13 protein-coding genes are annotated in these 17,942 nt (G+C 60.7%); 6 read left to right on the top strand and 7 right to left on the bottom strand.

The genetic code is table 11. The features are described from left to right. Positions 1 to 414: 414 nt before the first annotated feature. Positions 415 to 1,647, bottom strand: a complete 1,233-nt coding sequence (locus tag ABD937_RS14945; protein ID WP_345256560.1) for a DUF2264 domain-containing protein — start codon at positions 1,645 to 1,647, stop codon at positions 415 to 417. A gap of 646 nt (positions 1,648 to 2,293) precedes the next feature. Here ABD937_RS14945 and ABD937_RS14940 point away from each other — a divergent pair. Both ABD937_RS14940 and ABD937_RS14935 read left to right on the top strand, forming a co-directional pair. Continuing rightward, complete coding sequence (locus tag ABD937_RS14940) at positions 2,294 to 6,118, top strand: glycosyl hydrolase (RefSeq protein ID WP_345256559.1); 3,825 nt, start codon at positions 2,294 to 2,296, stop codon at positions 6,116 to 6,118. A gap of 763 nt (positions 6,119 to 6,881) precedes the next feature. Further along, a complete protein-coding gene (locus ABD937_RS14935) occupies positions 6,882 to 8,336 on the top strand; it encodes a sialate O-acetylesterase (RefSeq protein ID WP_345256558.1) in 1,455 nt (484 codons plus the stop codon). A gap of 9 nt (positions 8,337 to 8,345) precedes the next feature. Here the strand turns inward: ABD937_RS14935 and ABD937_RS14930 are convergent, their stop codons facing one another. Further along, positions 8,346 to 9,017 carry a spondin domain-containing protein gene (locus ABD937_RS14930; protein ID WP_345256557.1) on the bottom strand — a complete coding sequence of 224 codons (672 nt, stop codon included), beginning with the start codon at positions 9,015 to 9,017 and terminating at the stop codon, positions 8,346 to 8,348. Positions 9,018 to 9,235: 218 nt separating this feature from the next. Between ABD937_RS14930 and ABD937_RS14925 the strand changes: the two genes are divergently transcribed. From ABD937_RS14925 to ABD937_RS14915, 3 genes are read left to right on the top strand one after another with little or no spacing between them, the layout of a single operon-like run. After that, positions 9,236 to 9,646, top strand: a complete 411-nt coding sequence (locus ABD937_RS14925; protein ID WP_345256556.1) for a DoxX family protein — start codon at positions 9,236 to 9,238, stop codon at positions 9,644 to 9,646. Positions 9,647 to 9,654: 8 nt separating this feature from the next. Then, entirely contained in the window at positions 9,655 to 10,182 is a 528-nt protein-coding gene (locus ABD937_RS14920; RefSeq protein WP_345256555.1) for a hypothetical protein, read from the top strand. Then, positions 10,151 to 11,926 (top strand): NRDE family protein, encoded by a 1,776-nt coding sequence (locus ABD937_RS14915; protein ID WP_345256554.1) that lies wholly within the window; start codon positions 10,151 to 10,153, stop codon positions 11,924 to 11,926. Before ABD937_RS14920 ends, ABD937_RS14915 begins: the two co-directional genes overlap by 32 nt. Positions 11,927 to 11,955: 29 nt before the next feature. Here ABD937_RS14915 and ABD937_RS14910 read toward each other — a convergent pair whose 3' ends face one another. The 4 genes from ABD937_RS14910 to ABD937_RS14895 all read right to left on the bottom strand — a co-directional run bounded on the left by ABD937_RS14910 (position 11,956) and on the right by ABD937_RS14895 (position 14,575). Continuing rightward, positions 11,956 to 12,261: a zf-HC2 domain-containing protein gene (locus ABD937_RS14910; protein WP_345256553.1), complete on the bottom strand. Its 306-nt coding sequence runs from the start codon at positions 12,259 to 12,261 to the stop codon at positions 11,956 to 11,958. After that, positions 12,236 to 12,805 carry a sigma-70 family RNA polymerase sigma factor gene (locus ABD937_RS14905; protein ID WP_345256653.1) on the bottom strand — a complete coding sequence of 190 codons (570 nt, stop codon included), beginning with the start codon at positions 12,803 to 12,805 and terminating at the stop codon, positions 12,236 to 12,238. The genes ABD937_RS14910 and ABD937_RS14905 overlap by 26 nt, the downstream gene beginning before the upstream one ends. Positions 12,806 to 12,882: 77 nt before the next feature. After that, on the bottom strand, positions 12,883 to 13,359 hold the full coding sequence (locus ABD937_RS14900) for a YHS domain-containing (seleno)protein (RefSeq protein WP_345256552.1): 477 nt from the start codon (positions 13,357 to 13,359) through the stop codon (positions 12,883 to 12,885). Positions 13,360 to 13,444: 85 nt separating this feature from the next. Continuing rightward, entirely contained in the window at positions 13,445 to 14,575 is a 1,131-nt protein-coding gene (locus ABD937_RS14895) for a DUF4861 family protein (RefSeq protein ID WP_345256551.1), read from the bottom strand. A gap of 242 nt (positions 14,576 to 14,817) precedes the next feature. Here ABD937_RS14895 and ABD937_RS14890 point away from each other — a divergent pair, with 242 nt between their 5' ends. Beyond that, positions 14,818 to 16,359: a pectate lyase family protein gene (locus ABD937_RS14890; protein ID WP_345256550.1), complete on the top strand. Its 1,542-nt coding sequence runs from the start codon at positions 14,818 to 14,820 to the stop codon at positions 16,357 to 16,359. Positions 16,360 to 16,617: 258 nt separating this feature from the next. Here the strand turns inward: ABD937_RS14890 and ABD937_RS14885 are convergent, their stop codons facing one another. Next, positions 16,618 to 17,913: a glycoside hydrolase family 88 protein gene (locus tag ABD937_RS14885; protein WP_345256549.1), complete on the bottom strand. Its 1,296-nt coding sequence runs from the start codon at positions 17,911 to 17,913 to the stop codon at positions 16,618 to 16,620. Positions 17,914 to 17,942 lie beyond the last annotated feature (29 nt).

The raw sequence follows: 17,942 nt of genomic DNA, 5'->3' as shown, positions 1-17,942 counted from the left end.
GTCCACCTGATAAGCCCGATGAGGTAGCCGCCGGTCAGTTCCCGGATACCGGCACCGGGTTAGCCCGCGATCCCGATGAGCACCCAGGCCGCGCCCGGTTGCGTTTCTCGGGGCAAGATCCGACGATCGCGATCCGCACGCCGATCCAAAAAACAATCCAGCACGATCGCTATCGAATCCATCCACACCCTTGCATCCGGATCGGCCAAAAATAGGCCGTTGATCGTACCCCCCCTCCCCGTTGGCGTAGCTCTTTTGTGCCTTTACATAAAACCTCCCCCTGCTTTCAATGGCACAGGCACCGCTCTTTTCCGGGAATTCGACCTTTTGAATCATCAGTTTCCGGTGGGTGCCGTGATGTCGCCTTGCCGGATGCGGATCCGGATATTTTGAGATCTAGGATGAACGAGCCGCCTAGTGCAGGTCCAGCGCATGATCCGCCGGAAGCTGCTCGCCGCTCCAGGCCTTTATCGCCGTCCAGGGCCTGGCCGGGGAAGCCCAGAATTCATCGGTCTCGGGCAGCCCCAGCGGCAGAAAGAGATTCATGCACAGGTAGACGCTGCCGGTGTTGATATACCGCTCCGCCAGGTCGGGCTGCCTGCCGGAAAGTCCGATGTTGAGCCAGCCTTCGGCGGTAAACGTTTGCGATGCTGCCATGGTTTTTTTCAATACCGCTGTGAGTGCGCACCGGACCTGTGCCGGAGAAAGCGATGCCGGCAGCTTTTTGCGCAGGCTCATATCGGCGAGGTGATGAAACGCACCGCCCCGGTAGGTAATCGAACGGCCGGTCACCGGGAACGATCCGTCGGCGCTGATCATCCGCTCCTGCAGCTCGGCATACCGGCGGGTGATCTTTTCCAGCTGGGGCGCAAACCAGGCATAGGTCGCTCCCTTGTCTTCAAGAGCGGCCAGGATATTGACCAGGTAGGGCTGGATCACATAGCTGTTGTAGTAGTCGAAGGCGAAATTCATCCCATCCGAAAACATGCCGTCGCCCACGTACCAGTGCTGCGCGAATTCGCGGATGCCGAACTCGATGCGTACTTTGTCGTACTCATAGCCATACTTGCAGAAGAAAGCTTCGATCATGCTGCTGAACAGGATCCAGTTCGAATAGACCGGCACCGTGCCGCGCGTTCGCCGCAAGGCCACCACCACCTGTGCACGGGTGCTGTCGGCGAGGTGGTTCCACAGCCAGGGACAACGAACGAGCCCGAGGGCAAAGAAAGAGGCGTCCACCAGGGGCTGCCCGCCGCTCCAGGCCAGGTAATCTTTCGATGAAGTATCCACCGCCCGGGCAACCGCCTTAATAGCCCATGCCCGGTATTGTTCGCGCAGGGCCTGCTCTTCCGGGCTTCCCCCCTCCCCGTTGAGCCAGGGAGCGATGCCGCTCAGTGTGCGACCAAATGCTTCGAGGTAAGATGCCCGGGTGCGGCTGGCCGCGTTATCCACGTTTGCCGGGAGCACCACCGGCATCTTCTCCTTCAAGGTACCCGCCGCAAGGTTGGCCAGTACCGGGCGGGCGATCCGGTCCATGTAGTGCAGCCATAGCTTTCGGTCGGGCTCTTCTTTTTTCTGGGCAGCCAGGGAAAGGAAGCAGAGCAAAGCGGGCAGCAGCAGGCAGGTTTTTTTCCGGGTGCGGTCCATAAACATGATCAGGGTTGAACAGGTGTTTGAAAAGGTTTGATTGGTCGGTACAGCCGCCGGGGATCTTCCCGAACGCGGAAAGGCCCGGGCGGGCATCGGCCGTCGGTATAAATCTAATTTCAAACGTCCACCGCTATTGTTCGCATTAGGGGTGGAAACAGGTCAAAACAGTGGAGCCTATGGCTGCACGGCCTGCACCCGTCTGCGAACGCCTGCCTCGGAGGCCGGTGCCTGGCCAGGGCCCGCAACAAGAAGCCCCTTAGAAAAGGGGCCCCGGCAACGATTGCTTGATAACAGAAAGAGGTATCCGGGCTATGGCACGATCCGTTTCCGGTGGGTCAGGTGTTTGCCTTGCCGGATGCGGATGGGGCACCTGCCTTTGCCCGATAATGACTTGCTCCTGCTCCATCGGCACGAGGTCGGCATACTGCTGCAACAAAGACTGCTGGCGCGCCTCTGTCCGGAGCAGGTCCGTCGGCGCATCCCCCTGCCCGCACATTCGCACCGAAATAGAACCAGAGGCCTTTTTATTGACCCGTTTGCGCCCAGCGGATGTGCGCAGGGGCAAATAGCTTTAGGCCACTCAAAACCACACGCCATGCCTGCTATTTGCCTCACCCGAAAGATCTTTCCCACAATCTTACTGATGATCCTCGCTAGCTACGCCCTGCCTGCGTTTGCGCAGACAAGCGACGAACCCTGCGATACCACCTCCCGGTATTTATACTGGACCGGCGAGGAGAACAACGACTTCTTTAATGAAAAGAACTGGCGCATCACCCATGAGCATCCTTCCGGCGGGCCCGGCCGCCCCACCTGCTTTCCGGGCAGCCCCCTCCTCTACCAGATCTGCACCGTAGCGCCCGACCCCGCCCGCGACCGGTACCCGAGGCCCAACACGCTGAACCCGGGCGCACCCATCCGGCTCAACCTCTTTATCGACTCAGGCTCCGTAGTGGCCAACGGCGAGGTGCTCTTCGCCTGCGCCCAGAAAGGCATCACCCTCAACGGCGCCCGGCTCGAAGTGACCGGCGGCACCGTCAGCAGCGGCGTGCTCTCCCTGATGGACGAAAGCACCGTGCACCTGCGGCAGGGAGCCATGTCGCCCTCGCTCACCCTCAACTTCCTCGACGCGGCCTCCTGGGTCTACTTTCACCAGGACAATCCAAGAACGCTGCAGCCGCTCGTGGGCAACATCCGGGTGAACCACGGCACTGGCACACAAGACAGCAGCTTCCGCATCAACGACTACTACAGCACGGGCGCCGTCGTACGGCCGATCTCCCCTTCCTTCGCCGCTGCCACCATCTTCAGCGGCGCCGGCACGCAAGGCACGCCGGCCGCACTTTCCGAAGAGCTCATCTACAGCGGCACGGGCATCCCCAACGGAATGGATAACGCCACCCGCTCCTTCATCCTCAAGAGAGGCTATATGGCCACCCTCGCCGTCAATGCCAACGGCACCAGCAAGAGCCGGGTATACATCGCTTCGGAACAGGACCTCACGGTGAATACGCTGGACGTAGCGCTGGCCGGCAACGTCAGCTTCATCCGCGTGTTGCCCTGGAACTGGTCGACCAAGAAAGGCACCGGCGGCCGCATCAACAACCTCAACGCCGGATGGCTGTACAACTGGAACAACAACAGTACTTCTACACCCAACTTCGAATATGTGCCGATGGCCTGGGGCGCCAGCGGGGCCTTCCCCGGCTCCATTCGGAACATGATCGCCAAGAAAAAATCGACCCACCTCCTGGGCTTCAACGAGTCGGACAACTGCAACGACCAGTCGGGCCAATACAACAACCTGTGCGAGCCCTCGGTAGCCGTCGCTTATTTCGAGAACCTGATGGGCACGGGCCTGCGCCTCGGCTCCCCGGCACCCCGCGAGGAAGGACCCACGGGCTGGCTGAAGGAATTCAACCGCATTGCCAAGGAAAAGGACGTGCGCTTCGACTTCGTGGCCGTGCACTGGTACGACTGGGGCAGCAACCCGCAGAGCAACGTCAACGCCACGCCGCAGCAGATCTTCATCCGCTTCAAGTCGTACCTGCAGAACGTGTACAACCAATACAAGCTGCCGATCTGGATCACGGAGTTCAACGCCAACGACTACCGGCCCAACGCCACACAGGAAGGCTTCCTGGCACTCGCCCTCCCCTACCTGGAGAGCCTTCCCTACGTGGAGCGCTATGCGTACTTCCAGCCGCTTTCCGATAATGCCGATTATTTCGTCAACGGTGTGATCACCAATATCGGCCAGGTGTATGCGCAGGCGTCCTCTCCTTCCATGCCCAACGCCACCTATGTGTGCCCCAACAACCTCGATGGCCTCGACCAGCCCTATACGGCGCCGGTGTTGAACACGAAAGCCTTTGAAGCCGAGTGCGGCCAGTATATCGGCAATCAGTGGAAAGTGCTGTCCATCAATGCCGCCTCCAACGAGCTTTACCTCCGGGGCGACAACAGCCAGGCCGGTGTGACGCCCCTGGCCAGGCGGGTACATTACGAGTTTGAGCTGACAGAAGCGGGCACCTACCGGGTTTACCTCCGTTCCTCATCGGTCGGAACCGGCACCGTCCGGATCGGCATGGATGGCAAAACCATGGAACTCATCACCCCCCTGAGCAGCAGCACCTTCATCTGGCACCAGATACCGCGGTATTACGACCTCGGCCCCGGCCTGCACCGGCTGACCATCGAGTTCCCGAACACGAACTTCCAGCTCGATCAGGTTGCGATCAGCAACGGCAGCGAAAACCTCGACGCGCTGAAACAAGATTCCGGCTACTGCCAGCCTTCGTCGGTAACGTATGGTATCGACAGCACGAAGCATGCTGGTTTCTATGAAGCCGAAGTGGCGGCGTACGGCTCGTCGTGGAGCGGCGGCACATCGCCCAACGCCGGCGGCGGCGCCTACCTCAGCAGCCAGGGCAGCGGACAGCAGCCTCCCGCGGGCACCAATGAGGTCATCAGCTTCTCGGTATCCGTTCCCACTACGGCCGAATACGATATCTGGGCGAAGATCCAGGCCAGGGGCAACGGCGAAAGCAGCCTTTGGATTTCGGTAGACGACCAGCCCTTCCGGAAATGGAACCGCCTGGGCAACCCCGGCTTCGAATGGTACTGGAAGAAATTCTACTTCAGCTACGGCAGCGAAGACCGGGCACTCACCTACTTCCTGGCTGCCGGTACGCACACCGTAAAAATTGCCATGGGCAGCGGTATCGTAGCGGTTGACCGCATTGCCGTGGCCACCACGGGCGTACTTCCGGAAACCACCGACCCGAACGTGCTGGTGCTGAACGACCAGCTCGAATTCGAAGCCGAGACGGCAACATTCCTTGGATCCGTTACCGCTGTGAACTGTGTCAATTCTTCCAATGGTCAGCAGGTGAACCTGTTCACGGCAGCCTCCAATGGCGTACGTTTTGACAGGATTGTGGCCAGCAATGCCGGCACGTATGTACTGAGAGTGTCGTACATGAGCAAAGACAGCAGGAGCTTTAAAGTAGTGGTCAATGGCGCAACCCTGACCCGCCAGATCGCCACTTCGTCCGGCAACTGGTGCTATGTCGATGCAGGCAATCCAACGCGGGGCTTCCCCGGCGTTTACGAAGTGGTGGTCAACCTGAATCGTGGCCTGAATAACATTGATATCAAGCCATGGGGGGCAACGATTTCGGGCTCGCTCCCCAATGCGCCCTTCATCGATAAGATCAAACTGGTAAAGGCCCCGCTCGCCAACGTGAACCTCGAGGCCGAACACAACGAGCTGGTGGGTGGAAGCACGATCGTCGGCTGCGCCGCGGCCTCCAACCTGGGCCTCGTGAACCTCGGGGCGAGCTCCGCCAACGGCGTCCGGTACAAGAACCTGGTGTCGGAAGAAGAGAGGACCTACGACGTCGACATCTCGTACATCGCCCGGTTTGCCCGCAACCTGCGCGTGTCGGTGAATGGCGGCCCCTTCGTCGTGCACCCGCTTGCCCCCTCGGGCAACCTTTGTGCTGAAGGCGGCACACCGGCTGTAAAAACGATCCCCCTGACGCTGGTACAGGGCACCAACACCATTGAGCTGCGCACCTCCGGCGCCGACGGTATCTACCTGGATAAGATCGTGATCAAAGAGCAGGCACCCGTTACCACGCAGCCGGCACCGGCGGCAGCTGCCCTGGCGCGGTCGGTGGTGGAGACGAAGCCTGCCGGTACCGAAGCGGAAGCGGTGGTCGTGTATCCCAACCCGGCAACCGCGGGAAGCCCCTGCACCATTGTGCTGAACGGCCTGTCGCGCAACCCGGGAGCGGTACTGGTGCACCTGACCGACATGAATGGACGAACACTCCTTACCCAGCGGTTCAGCGAGGGCAACCGGGTGGAGCTCCGGCTGACGAGCGGCCTCGGCAAAGGCCTGTACCTCGTCAACATCCAGCAAGGACAAGAACGAACGATCCGCAAAGTGATCATTCAATAAGAGCTGCAGTGTTTCTACAGTAAGCAATCATGACAAGGCCCCCTTTCCAGGGGGCCTTCTTTATGCGCCCCTGGCCACCATCGCTGTCCGGAACACTAATAGGCTGTTTGAATTAATTAATAGGCCGGCAAGGCCGCAAGCGGCCTGTTTCGCGCGGCGGCGCCGCGAAGCGGAAATGTGGTACAGATTTCTCCTTGCATTGCGTCGCCGCGTCGTTGCGTCCCCCGAAGCTTCGGGGGCGTGCCAAGGCCGCTTGCGGCCGACATTTCCGAGCTTCTGGGAAAGTACATTAATTCAAACAGCCTCTAAAAAACTGGTTAAGCTACTTGATCACCCGGAACGGGCGGTCGGCCGCAAGCGGCCGCTGCGCGCAACGTCGCTCCCGAAGCTTCGGGAGGCGCGACGAGGAAACCGTCTTGATTGTTCTTGTTTCGTCGTGCGGCAGTGTCGTTGTGCCCCCCGAAGCTTTGGGGTGTAAAGGGGCGATAGCCCCGCATGCCGTGCTGGCACGGCTGGCAAAGCAACATCGCGAATAACTCAAACAGCTATTACAGGAGCCCGCAACGGTGGCGCACCGGCAGATGACCTGTTTCAACCTCTTTTTCGACACGGCGCCCACTTCCGGCAAGCTGCATCGGATTTTATATTTACCGGGCCGTTCCGGCGGGTTTTGCAAAACAACGCCCCGGTCCGGGAAGCTGCTTGCCCTGTATCCACTGCTGCCGCCAGCGTCTTCCTTTTTACCACTTCAAAACAAGTTACCATGACGCGCCCTGCCTTGAAAAAACATGTCTTTTTAGCCAGCCTGCTGGTGCTCGCAACGCACCTTGCCTTCAGCCAGACCCAGCTGCCGTCGATATTCAGCGACAACATGGTCCTGCAACAGCAAAGCCAGGTAACGATCTGGGGCACCGACAAGCCGAACACCCGGGTGGTGGTAAAAGGAAGCTGGGGCAAGGAAGCAAAGACCACCTCCGATGCGGCCGGTCAGTGGCGGCTGAAGCTGCCGACTCCTGCGGCCGGTGGCGGCCCCCAAACCCTATCGGTGACCGGCAGCACCCCCCTGACCGTAAAGAATGTGCTCCTCGGCGAAGTATGGCTTTGCTCGGGGCAATCCAACATGGGCATGACCCTGAACGGGTATTACAACCAGCCCGTGATCGGCAGCAATGAAACCATCCTCAACTCGAAGAACGAACAGATCCGCATGTACACGCAGGCGCGTGCCACCAGCCTCACCCCCACAACGGAGATGAAGGGCGACTGGCAGCTGGCAAGCCCGGCCACCACCGGCAAGTTCAGCGCCGTGGCGTATTATTTTGCCCGGACGGTGCACGCGCAACTGGGCGTGCCCATCGGTATCATCCATACCTCCTGGGGCGGCAGCCCGATCGAGGCCTGGATGGACAAGGAATCGCTGAGCGGCTTCACCATCAAACCCATCCCCGACACGATCCCGAAGGCCAACCCGCACCGCATCCCCACCCTGCTGTACAACGCGATGATCCATCCCTACGCCGGCTACACCATCAAAGGCGCACTCTGGTACCAGGGCGAGGCCAACCGCGAGAATCATTACGAATACGAGGCGATGTTCAGCCGCATGGTCGGCCTGTGGCGCAAGCAATGGCAGCAGGGCGACTTCCCGGTATACTACGCCCAGATCGCGCCCTTCGGATACCCGGGCACTACTACAGCCCCCTACCTGCGCGAGGCCCAGTTGAAATGTATGCAGTCGGTACCGCGCACCGGCATGGCCGTCACCCTCGACCTCGGCGAGGAAAAGTCGATCCACCCTGCCCCCAAAGAGCAGGTAGGACAACGGCTGGCCTACTGGGCGCTGACGAAGGATTACAATATGACCGGTATCGCTTTCAGCGGTCCCGTGTATAAGTCGATGGAGAAAACGGCCAACGGCCGGATGATCGTCCGGTTCGAAAACGCCAGCCTGGGCCTGCACAACTATGGCAAGCCGCTGGCCGAGTTCGAGATCGCCGGTGAGGACAAGGTGTTCTACCCGGCCACTGCCACCATCAACCCGGAGGTAAAAGGCCAACTCCCCGGGGTCACGGTATGGAGCGACAGCGTCAAGGCCCCCGTGGCCGTGCGCTATGCGTTCCGGAGCTGGACCACCGCCTCCCTGTTCGATACCCACGGGCTGCCGGCTTCTTCGTTCCGCACCGACGACTGGCCGCACGTGCCTCCTGCAAAGCAATAGGCAGCGCCGCTATTGAAGCTGGAAGCGCAATTCCGCGATCGGATGAAGCACCGCGTTTCCTCCCGCCAGGGGCGTTGCGCTGGAAACGGTATGCTGTTGCACGGTACCCCTTGGAACTGTCGGCGGAAAATCGTAGCTGAACGCATTTCCCTCCTTGGTGCCGGCATCGTAGGCGAAAAGAAACAGCGTGGTGTCCCGAACCCAGCGGTGCCCGCGATAAAGCGGGAAAGCGGAGATGCCGGTAAACCAGTCGGGCGTCGGCGCCAACATCGTGATCACCGAAACCGCGGAGTGCTTGCGGCTGAGGCGAAGCTGGAAGGAGTCAGGGCCGTCGGGCGGCGGAGCGGGGCGGTTGATTGCCTGCCGCGCGCTTCCGGAAGCCAGGAGCGCGTCAACCTGCTGCAGCAGCTCCGTGGAAACACCGTCCTCGGCCACCAGCTGCACGGCGCGGCTTGCCGGGGCGCCGGCTTCCCATAACAAAGTATCGGGGGCATGCACCGCGCCCACGAGCTCAGTGAAATGCACACCCGCCGGTACGCCGAACCGCGGCGATGCCCACTTACCGGTGAAGGTGACCGCATAGGTGACGTCGAAGGCCTCCACCTGCGGGGGAAGGGCTTCGCGCCGCTTGCAGGAAATCAGTACGCAAGACAGGATCAGTAGTAAGATCGATGTTCTCATGACATGTATTGAATAGGAAGTGATGGAATCGAAGGGGACAAGGGCTCCGCCTTCCTGAATGACCAGGGACGATACAAACCACATTTCCTTACAGCGCCCACGAGCGGCCCCGATGCTCCGCTGCAGCGTCCATCACTTGCGCGGGACATTTTTCCTTCCTGATTTTCGGTTGTGCTGTAAGGAAACCCGGATGCTTCCGTCTCTACAAAAAAATAGTTATGACGGTCCGAACAAAAAACATCGTCAATTTCATGTGCAAGGCCATTGCTTCGGTGCTGCTCCTGCAAACCCTGTTTTTCAAATTCAGCGCCGCGGAAGAGTCGGTCTACATCTTCTCGAAACTGGGTGTTGAGCCCTGGGGCCGGATCGCCTCCGGTGTTTTTGAGCTGGTGGCTTCCGTGCTCATGCTCTGGCCGCGCACCACGGCCTGGGGAGCGCTCCTCGCACTGGGAATAATGGGCGGCGCTATACTGAGCCACCTGCTGGTCCTCGGCATTTCCGTGCAGGGAGACGGCGGCCAGCTGTTCGCCTACGCGGTGCTGGTGCTCCTGAGCGCTTTGGTGCTGGTCGTCAATTACCGGCGTCAGTTGGGCACCCTGCTTCCCGCATCCCTTTTTCCGTCCAAATAGCCAGCTCCATGCGCCGTTCCAACCACATCGTAACGCACTCGGAAGCCCTGTTGCGGCAGCTTCAGGAGTTTGCTTCACAACTGACACAGGAGCAGTTCCGCGCTCCCGTGCACCTGCTTAACGGAAGCACCCTCGGGCAGCACCTTCGTCATGTCATCGAATTCTACGCCGCCCTGCAGCACGGATACCCGTCGGGGGTAGTGAATTACGACAAGCGGCAGCGAGACCATGCGCTCGAAAGCTGCCCCCGGCTCGCGGGTACGCAACTGGCCGGGTTCCAGGGCTGCCTCGACCGGGTAGACAAGCCCCTTGTGCTGGAGCAGTGCTACGACCCTTCGGGCAAGGAAGTGATCCGCATCGCTACGAGCTACCAGCGCGAACTCGTCTTCAACCTGGAGCACACCGTTCATCATATGGCCCTCGTCCGCATCGGGGCCACTCATTTCGGCATCGCGCTGCCCACCGGGTTCGGCGTTGCCGCCTCTACCCAGCAATATCGCCAACATGTGCACCGTAACCTTCCTGCCGACCGCTGACGGCGTTGTGCTGACGAGCAACCGCGACGAGCAGCAAAAGCGGCAGCGCGCGCTGCCGCCGGAAATCCACCCAACCAAGCGGGGCAGCATTCTTTTTCCCAAAGACCCTGATAAAGGCGGTACCTGGATCGCGGCAACCGCCACCGGCGATGCCGCGGTATTGCTCAACGGCGCGTTTCGCCCACACACTCCCGACCGGCGGTATACGCGCAGCCGCGGCGCAGTGATACCGATGCTGCTCGCTGAGCCCGGTGCTGCAGCGGCCTTTCAGCAGAACAACTGGGACGACACCGAGCCCTTTACGTTGATCCTGTACCAGGACAAGCGTCTCTTCGAATGCCGTTGGGACGGACAGTGGAAAACGGTGACCGAGCTCGACGGCTCAAGATCCTGGATCTGGTCGTCGGCCACGCTGTATCCGAAAGAAACGATGCGCCGGCGGGAACAATGGTTTCAGAAATGGCAGTCGGAGCAGGCAACGCTCGACTGGCACGCGGTGCTGCGCTTTCACGAGGAAGCGGGAGACGGCGACCGCGGCAACGACCTGGTGATGAACCGCAACGGCGAACTGCTTACCGTGAGCATCACTTCTGTCTTACTTGGCAACGATGATACGAGGATGCGCCACCGCGACCTGCTGGCGCAGCAACAATTCCTGCAGGTGCTGCCCCGGGATGGCCGACGGAACGGGAACAGTGTTGCTGAATGGATCGGGCGCTTCCGGATCCGCCTGCGTCATTGGGAATACTGGCCTTTCACGGTGGTATACTTTCCCATATTCTTTTACTGGTTCTTTCTTTGCCTGAAGGCACGCTCGTTCTTCTTCTTCAACACCGCCAATCCCACGATCCGGAATGGCGGATTTCTCATGGAAAGCAAAAAGGAGATCTATGACCTGCTCCCCCGGGGCACCTACCCGGCAACGGTGCTGGTACAGCCTGGCTCCGCAAATGCGGAGGACGTGGTTCAGGAGACACGTCGCAGCGGCATTTCCTTTCCCCTGATCGTAAAGCCCGATATCGGCCTCCGCGGCATGGGCGTGCAAAAGCTCTTTTCGGAAACGGAACTCGTGCGGTATCACCGATCGGCCTGCGTCGATTACCTGGTGCAGGCACTCATCCCCTACCAGCGGGAGATCGGCGTCTTCTACTACCGCTACCCGGGCGCTGCCAGTGGAGTGGTTACGGGCCTCGTGGAAAAGGAGCTGCTGACGCTTCGGGGCAACGGGCGCGAAACGATCACGCAACTGCTGCAACAGGAGCCGCGCTACCGCCTGCAGCTGCCGCAGCTTCGCCGCAAGCTCGGTCCGCAGCTCTCCGAGGTGCTGGCACCGGGAGAAGAACGCGTGCTGGTGCCGTTCGGGAACCATAGCCGGGGCGCGAAGTTCATCGATGTTTCGGACCGGATCGATCCGGAGCTAACGGCTTCCATTGACCGCATCTGCAGGGAGGTGCCTGGATTTTATTTCGGCCGCCTTGATATCCGTTATGAAAGCTGGGAGCAGCTGCGCGCCGGAAGGCGTTTCGCCATCGTGGAGCTGAACGGGGCCGGGAGCGAGCCGGCGCATATCTATGATCCGCGCCATTCGCTGCTGTTTGCCTGGAAGGAGATCTGCCGGCACCTGCGGATCCTTTTTGAGATCAGCCGGCGCAACAAAGCGATGCAACGCCTGCCCTACCTGACCACCCGGGAGGGCCTGCGGCTGCTCCGCGACAATGCACGCTATGTGAAAAAGATCGGGTAAGCGCTTTCCGCCATTGCCCGGCGCGCCCATTACGGGGCCGATCCGGAATCGGTTTTTCCCTCCTGGCTTTCACCAAGCACCCGTTGGATGATGATGTCCTTATCGGTTTCGGTGAGCGCATCCGCTACCGGGCGTTCGGCAGCAAAGCGGGCCAACAGCTTATTCTGAGCCGAGAAGATCCGGCAAAGACTGCAGGCGGCGAGGTGCCGCCACAACCGGAAGCGCTGGCCGCGGGTAAGCTTTCCTTCCTCCCTCCGGGAAATATAATCAACCGCCTCCGCGCATGTGATTTTCGACGCCATTGCAACACTACTTGATGAACCAATTTTTTTCAAGGCAAGCCCTCAGTTGCACCTTCGCCCGGTGCAGCAGCACCCAGTAATTGGACGAAGTAATACCGAGTTCCTTACAGATCTCCTCGCTGCTGTGCCCGTCCACGTACTTCATGGTGAACACATGGTGCTGCAGTGCTTTCAGCTTTTTCCCGCAACTATCGAAGATGGAATAGAACTCTTTCCGCTCGGTGTGATCCGTTTCCTCGACACGCCAGGCACGGGGATAGAGCCCTTGTTTCCAATGACCTGCCCCATCGAAAAACGGGTTGGCGCCGGGCTCTTCGTGTGGTAGCGGATCCGGGGCACCGGCTTTCCGGTAATGATCGATGATCTTTCGCTTCAGGATCAGCAGCAACCAGTTTTTGACCGAGGTCTCCGCGCGGTACGCAGTCCGGTTGCGCCAGGCCGCGAGGAAGGTTTCCTGCACGAGGTCCCTGCCGGTCTCCCGGTCGGCTACGCGCTTCCGGCAGAACTGGTAAAGCAGATCGCTATGCTCGCCGACCCAGCTGTGAAAGACCTGCTCCGATATTTGCCCGCTATTCATTTGCTGCACTGATGGTTGATATCGAAGTAACAAAAAAATGCCCTACCCGAAAGAGGGAACGGGAAACAACCACCGCCTCAGCGCGGCCGTGACCACTGCCGCAGCAGCTTATCCCAATTGGCATCGGCATTGGCATGAAGGTGCTGCTCGTTCTTGTTCCAGCTTTTCAACGTGTTGTTGAAAAAGCGGTTGTAGAACAGGAACAGTTTCCCGTTCACGACCTTGAACGTCTCCGGGTCCACATCCACCTGCTCGCCCTTCGCCCCCATCGCGTACGCGCACCAGCCGCCATACTGCGGCTCGTACTTCGAAGGGGCCGACCGGAACGCCACGCGGTTGGCCTCTGTAGCGAAATGATACAGAAGGCCCTCATGAACCACGGAGATATCTTTCCGGCCTTCCACCGCTTTGTTCTGCGAGAAGTAGGCCACCGGGTCGTACCCGGAGATCGCGAGGCTGGATTTAGAAAGATTATAATGCGCCCGGCGCACTTCCGGCTGGGCAACGGCACTGACGGAGAACAGCAGAAAAAGCGCTACCAACAAACGAGTCATAAGGTGATTTTTCATAGGGACGCAGCCCGCCGTTAAACCTTACATCCTGCCGCTCTTTTTTACAGGGCAGTTCCCGGTCAACCGGCTATTGAACCCGCACCGACACCGGCTGCTGCAATGCTTCCCTGAACCGGCGCAGGTAATCGAACCATTGCTGGCTGGAGCGATAAAGGCCGGCCCGGTCCCAACAGGCACCGGCATAGTAGGTAAACTCCTTTGCCTGCCGGCCTGTCAGCAGCCAGTGTTTTGGATCCTGCCTGGCCCGCACCGGCGCCGACGTACAGAGCACACCCACCCCGGTTGTGCCGGAAGCAGGATGCGTCGGTTCCCAGTAGCCCAGAACTCCTGCCTGTTCATCGAGCAGCTGAACACCCGCACTTGCTCGCCGCACAATGCCGATGGCCACCGGCAGGCTGTCGCCGGCGTTGTCATAGCGAACCGTAATGCGATTGAGTTGCGTGCCTGCGTCCAGCGATATCGTTTTATGTGCGGTCAGTAGCCGACCGGCCACCTCCCGCGCGGGATACGACAAACGGAAGGTCGTGCGCAGCGGACCGTTGTCCAGCACTTCCCATTGGTGATGATTGTGGCTGAACCAAAGGCTGTCGCCGATGTAGGGCGCCGCATCACCGGCACCCAGTGTATAACCTACCGAATAATAGTCGAGCCCGGAGCCATGGTCCTTGTGGTAATCGCCGCCGAGGTACCATTTATCGATCACCAGGCTGTCGGTGCGCTTACTCCACACATCGATGCCATACGCGTTTTCGTTGGTGGCGGCGAGGGCCTTGCCATACATGCGAAAAGCCACGCGGTTGTTCTCCCAGGCAAAATCATCCTTTCGTTCCGGCACATGCCTTCCGAAGGTCAGGGGCCGGATGGGAGCGCTGCTCTTTCGCTGCAGCAAAAGCTTCGTTTCCGCGCGGGCGGGAAGGGACACCAGCACCAGCAGGTTCTGCACCGTATTTGTACCGGCGCGCTCGAACTGGAACGGCAAGGTGGCCCCGGTGGCCGCCAGCACCACGCGGAAAGTGGCGGTGTCGACCGCCGCCGCGGCTTCCCGTATCCCGGACCACGGTATCGACACTACTTCCGTCCGCTCGAAGCCGGAAGGATTGTGCAGGGTGACCGTAGCATACGCGGGAACCGTTCCCTGCTGGGCCGCGACGCCATTGAAGACGATACAAAAAAGAAAGCTGGCGCAGCAATGTTTCATCGATCGAATCTAGGCTTTTGCAAACCAGGTGACGCGGGACGCATCTTCAAAAATGGGGGGCATTCGGGCTAGAATGCCGGATGGAGATGGCCGTTGCCGGGAATCATGCGTAGCTTGTAAGCGTCGGGATCAATCGGGCAACGACCGTTGATCTGTATCCGGCGCTGGTGAAAGCAGCGCCCCCGTTCACGTACGCGACGGTATCGCCGGCCAATCATTAAAGAACGTATAAGCGCTGATCCATGTCCTCCAAACTCTTCCCCCTCCTGCTGCTGCTGTTCCTGGGCGCCACTGCCTTCCTGCCTTCCGGCACCTGGCAATCGAAATGGGTGCGCCGCGACGCGGACGGCACGCTGCGGTATACGCCCGATGCCAACGGCAACGTGATCCCCGATTTCAGCCGTGTAGGGTATTATTCGGGCGACCACCCGATACCCGAGGTGCCGGTGGTACACACGCTTGCGCCCTCCGGGGGAGCTGATGACCGTGCGCGGATCCAGGCCGCCATCGATTCCATTGCCGGCCGGCCGGTCGATGCTGCCGGCTTCCGGGGCGCGCTGCTCCTGCAAAAAGGTACCTACCGGGTCAACGGCAGCCTCCGCATCGGCGCGAGCGGCATCGTGCTCCGGGGCGCGGGCGACGGCCCCGGGGATACCCGGCTCCTGGCTACCACCCGCAGCAAAGACCCGCTGATCGCCGTGGCAGGAAGCGGCGCGCCCGTAGAAATACGGGGCACGCGTACGGCGATCACCGACGCCTATGTTCCGGCGGGCAGCTTCTCGGTCACCGTAGCCGACGCGTCGGGACTGAAACCCGGCGACGCAGTGATCGTACTGCGCCCCGGCACCCGGCAATGGATCTCCGATCTCAGGATGGACCAGATCGTGGAGCGCCCCGGCACGCGTCAATGGCAGCCGGCAGAATACACCCTGCGCTTCGAGCGGGTCGTCACCCGCGTGTCGGGCAATACCGTGTTCCTCGACAACCCCGTGGTGATGCCGATGGAAACGAAGTACGGCGGTGGATTTCTATACCGCTATGCCTTCGAAGGGCGCATCCGCCACGTGGGTATCGAGCAATTGTATTGTGCATCGGAATACGACAGCGATACGGCGGAGAACCATGCCTGGGACGCGGTCCACTTCAGCGCGGTGGAGCAGGGCTGGGTGCGGTCGGTGACAGCACGCTATTTTGCCTACGCCTGCGTGAACCTGGCTGCTACGGCAAAGCACATCACGGTCGCGGATGCGCACTGCTCCGATCATAAGTCGGTGATCACCGGCGGCCGCCGCTACTCCTTTAACAACGACGGCCAGCTCAACCTGTTCCTGCGCTGCACGGCCACCGACGGCCGCCATGATTACGTGACCGGGGCCACGGTGCCCGGACCCAACGTCTTTGCGCACTGCACCGCCCGGCGCACGCATGCCGACATCGGCCCACACCACCGCTGGGCCATGGGAACGCTCTACGACAACATCGATACCGACGGTGAGATCAACGTGCAGGACCGCGGCCAGATGGGCACGGGCCACGGCTGGACCGGCACCACGCAGGTGCTCTGGAACTGCACCGCAAGCCGCGTGGCCGTGCAAAGCCCGTACGGTGTTTCGGGCAACAACTACTGCATCGGGCTGAAGGGAACACAATGGCCGGGGCATTTCCCCGACCGGCCACAAGGCATCTGGGAAGGGACCAACCGGAAGGGCCTGGCGCCGGCATCGTTGTATGAAGCGCAATTGCAGGCGCGTCGGTTGGCTGCGAAGGAAGAGCGACAGCGGTAGCGGATCAGCAACCGTGCTTAAGCGCAATTTTGAGTTCGAACAGCTCCAGCCTATGCGGAGACAGTCATTGCGAGGCAGCAGGCGCCGACGGCAGCCTGCAACGAAGCAATCTCCCCGTTACGTGGTGGGCTGCAAAAGAGCGCCGCTTTTGATGCACCCCGCAAGTTGTGGAGATTGTCCCGAAGCTTCGGGACGCTGCGCTTGCAATGACGGCGGCCGAAGGCTGCCGCAGAATACAGTAATAATACAGGGAACCAATCACGGGAAAAGCCGCTTCGCCTTGCGCAACTTATTGCCGCGCAGCAGGGCCTCGAGGTAATAATAATCGGCGTAGTTGAGGGGCACGTCCACCTCGCTGTTCGCTGGCTTGGAGCCCGTGCTGTGCAGCAGCAGGAACCCCTGTGCCGTGCCCACCGGCGCGCGGTAGCTGCGGGTCAGGTTCTGTACGATCTTATCGGCTACGGCACGATAGCGCCTGCCCTCTTTGCTGTAGGTGCTGAGCTCATACAAGCCCGAGGCGATCACGGCCGCGGCCGAAGCATCGCGCGGCTCGGCGGGGATCCCGGGTGCGTTGAAGTCCCAGTACGGCACGAGGTCTTTCGGCATATTCGGGTGTTGCAGCACGTAGGCCGCAACCCGCTCCGCCTGCTGCAGGTAGCGCGGGTCGCGGGTTTCGCGGTAGCACATCGTGTACCCATACAAGGCCCAGCCTTGCCCGCGGCTCCAGGCCGACGCGTCGGAGTAGCCCTGGTGGGTCGTCTTCTTACGGATGCTTCCGAAGGCGGTCGAATCGTAATCCACCACATGGTAGGAGCTGTAGTCGGGCCGGAAGTGGTTCCGCATCGTATTGTCGGCGTGGCTTACCGCGATGCGGTAGAACGAAGAGTCGCCCGAAAGCCGGGACGCCGCAAAGAGCAGCTCAAGGTTCATCATGTTGTCGATGATGACGGGGAAGTCCCATTTCTGCTTGTTGTGGTCCCAAGAGCGGAGTACGCCGGCCGTCTTGTTGAAGCGGGTACTGAGCGTGCGTGCCGATTGCAGGATGACGTCCTTGTAGCGCGGGTCGTTGGTGAGGGCATAGCCGGTACCGAAGCTGCAATACACCTTGAAGCCCATGTCGTGGGTGCCGCTGTTCCATTTTTCATTCTCGATGAGATCGGTATAGGCCTGTGCGGTTCCTTTCCATTCGGGCTTGCGGGTGTAGTCGTACAACTGCCAGAGCACCCCGGGAAAGAAGCCGCTGGTCCAGTCGCGCGCCGTCACCAGCCGGAGGGCGCCGCTGTCGAGCGTGCGCGGCGACACGAGTACACCGCCGGCGCTTCCCGGTGTTCCGCCTGCGGTAAGCGCCGAGCGGGCGGCGCGTGCTTTCGGGATGGCATCGAGCAGCACCCGCGTCTGGGCTTCGGCCGCGGCAAACACGGCCGCCATGCCCAGCGTATCGGTGCTCCGTTTCGCATGAAGCGCCTTTCCGGCAAGTGCCTTGCCCGTTTGTGCCGCTGCCGGCATGCTGCTGCTCAGGAGGGCGGCGATTGCCCAGGTATATCGGTTCGTCATCTTGTTGCGTTTGGTTGATGGGTAAGATT

The sequence above is a fragment of the Flaviaestuariibacter amylovorans genome (genome assembly GCF_039541815.1).
Lineage (GTDB): Bacteria > Bacteroidota > Bacteroidia > Chitinophagales > Chitinophagaceae > Flavisolibacter > Flavisolibacter amylovorans.
This window is presented reverse-complemented; position numbering and strand designations above follow the sequence as displayed.

Excerpts from the sequence above, each read along its gene's own strand:
- ABD937_RS14945 (WP_345256560.1), bottom strand. The coding sequence starts at position 1,647 with ATGGACCGCACCCGGAAAAAAACCTGCCTGCTGCTGCCCGCTTTGCTC.
- ABD937_RS14940 (WP_345256559.1), top strand. The coding sequence starts at position 2,294 with ATGATCCTCGCTAGCTACGCCCTGCCTGCGTTTGCGCAGACAAGCGAC.
- ABD937_RS14935 (WP_345256558.1), top strand. The coding sequence starts at position 6,882 with ATGACGCGCCCTGCCTTGAAAAAACATGTCTTTTTAGCCAGCCTGCTG.
- ABD937_RS14930 (WP_345256557.1), bottom strand. The coding sequence starts at position 9,017 with ATGAGAACATCGATCTTACTACTGATCCTGTCTTGCGTACTGATTTCC.
- ABD937_RS14925 (WP_345256556.1), top strand. The coding sequence starts at position 9,236 with ATGACGGTCCGAACAAAAAACATCGTCAATTTCATGTGCAAGGCCATT.
- ABD937_RS14920 (WP_345256555.1), top strand. The coding sequence starts at position 9,655 with ATGCGCCGTTCCAACCACATCGTAACGCACTCGGAAGCCCTGTTGCGG.
- ABD937_RS14915 (WP_345256554.1), top strand. The coding sequence starts at position 10,151 with ATGTGCACCGTAACCTTCCTGCCGACCGCTGACGGCGTTGTGCTGACG.
- ABD937_RS14905 (WP_345256653.1), bottom strand. The coding sequence starts at position 12,805 with ATGAATAGCGGGCAAATATCGGAGCAGGTCTTTCACAGCTGGGTCGGC.
- ABD937_RS14900 (WP_345256552.1), bottom strand. The coding sequence starts at position 13,359 with ATGACTCGTTTGTTGGTAGCGCTTTTTCTGCTGTTCTCCGTCAGTGCC.
- ABD937_RS14895 (WP_345256551.1), bottom strand. The coding sequence starts at position 14,575 with ATGAAACATTGCTGCGCCAGCTTTCTTTTTTGTATCGTCTTCAATGGC.
- ABD937_RS14890 (WP_345256550.1), top strand. The coding sequence starts at position 14,818 with ATGTCCTCCAAACTCTTCCCCCTCCTGCTGCTGCTGTTCCTGGGCGCC.
- ABD937_RS14885 (WP_345256549.1), bottom strand. The coding sequence starts at position 17,913 with ATGACGAACCGATATACCTGGGCAATCGCCGCCCTCCTGAGCAGCAGC.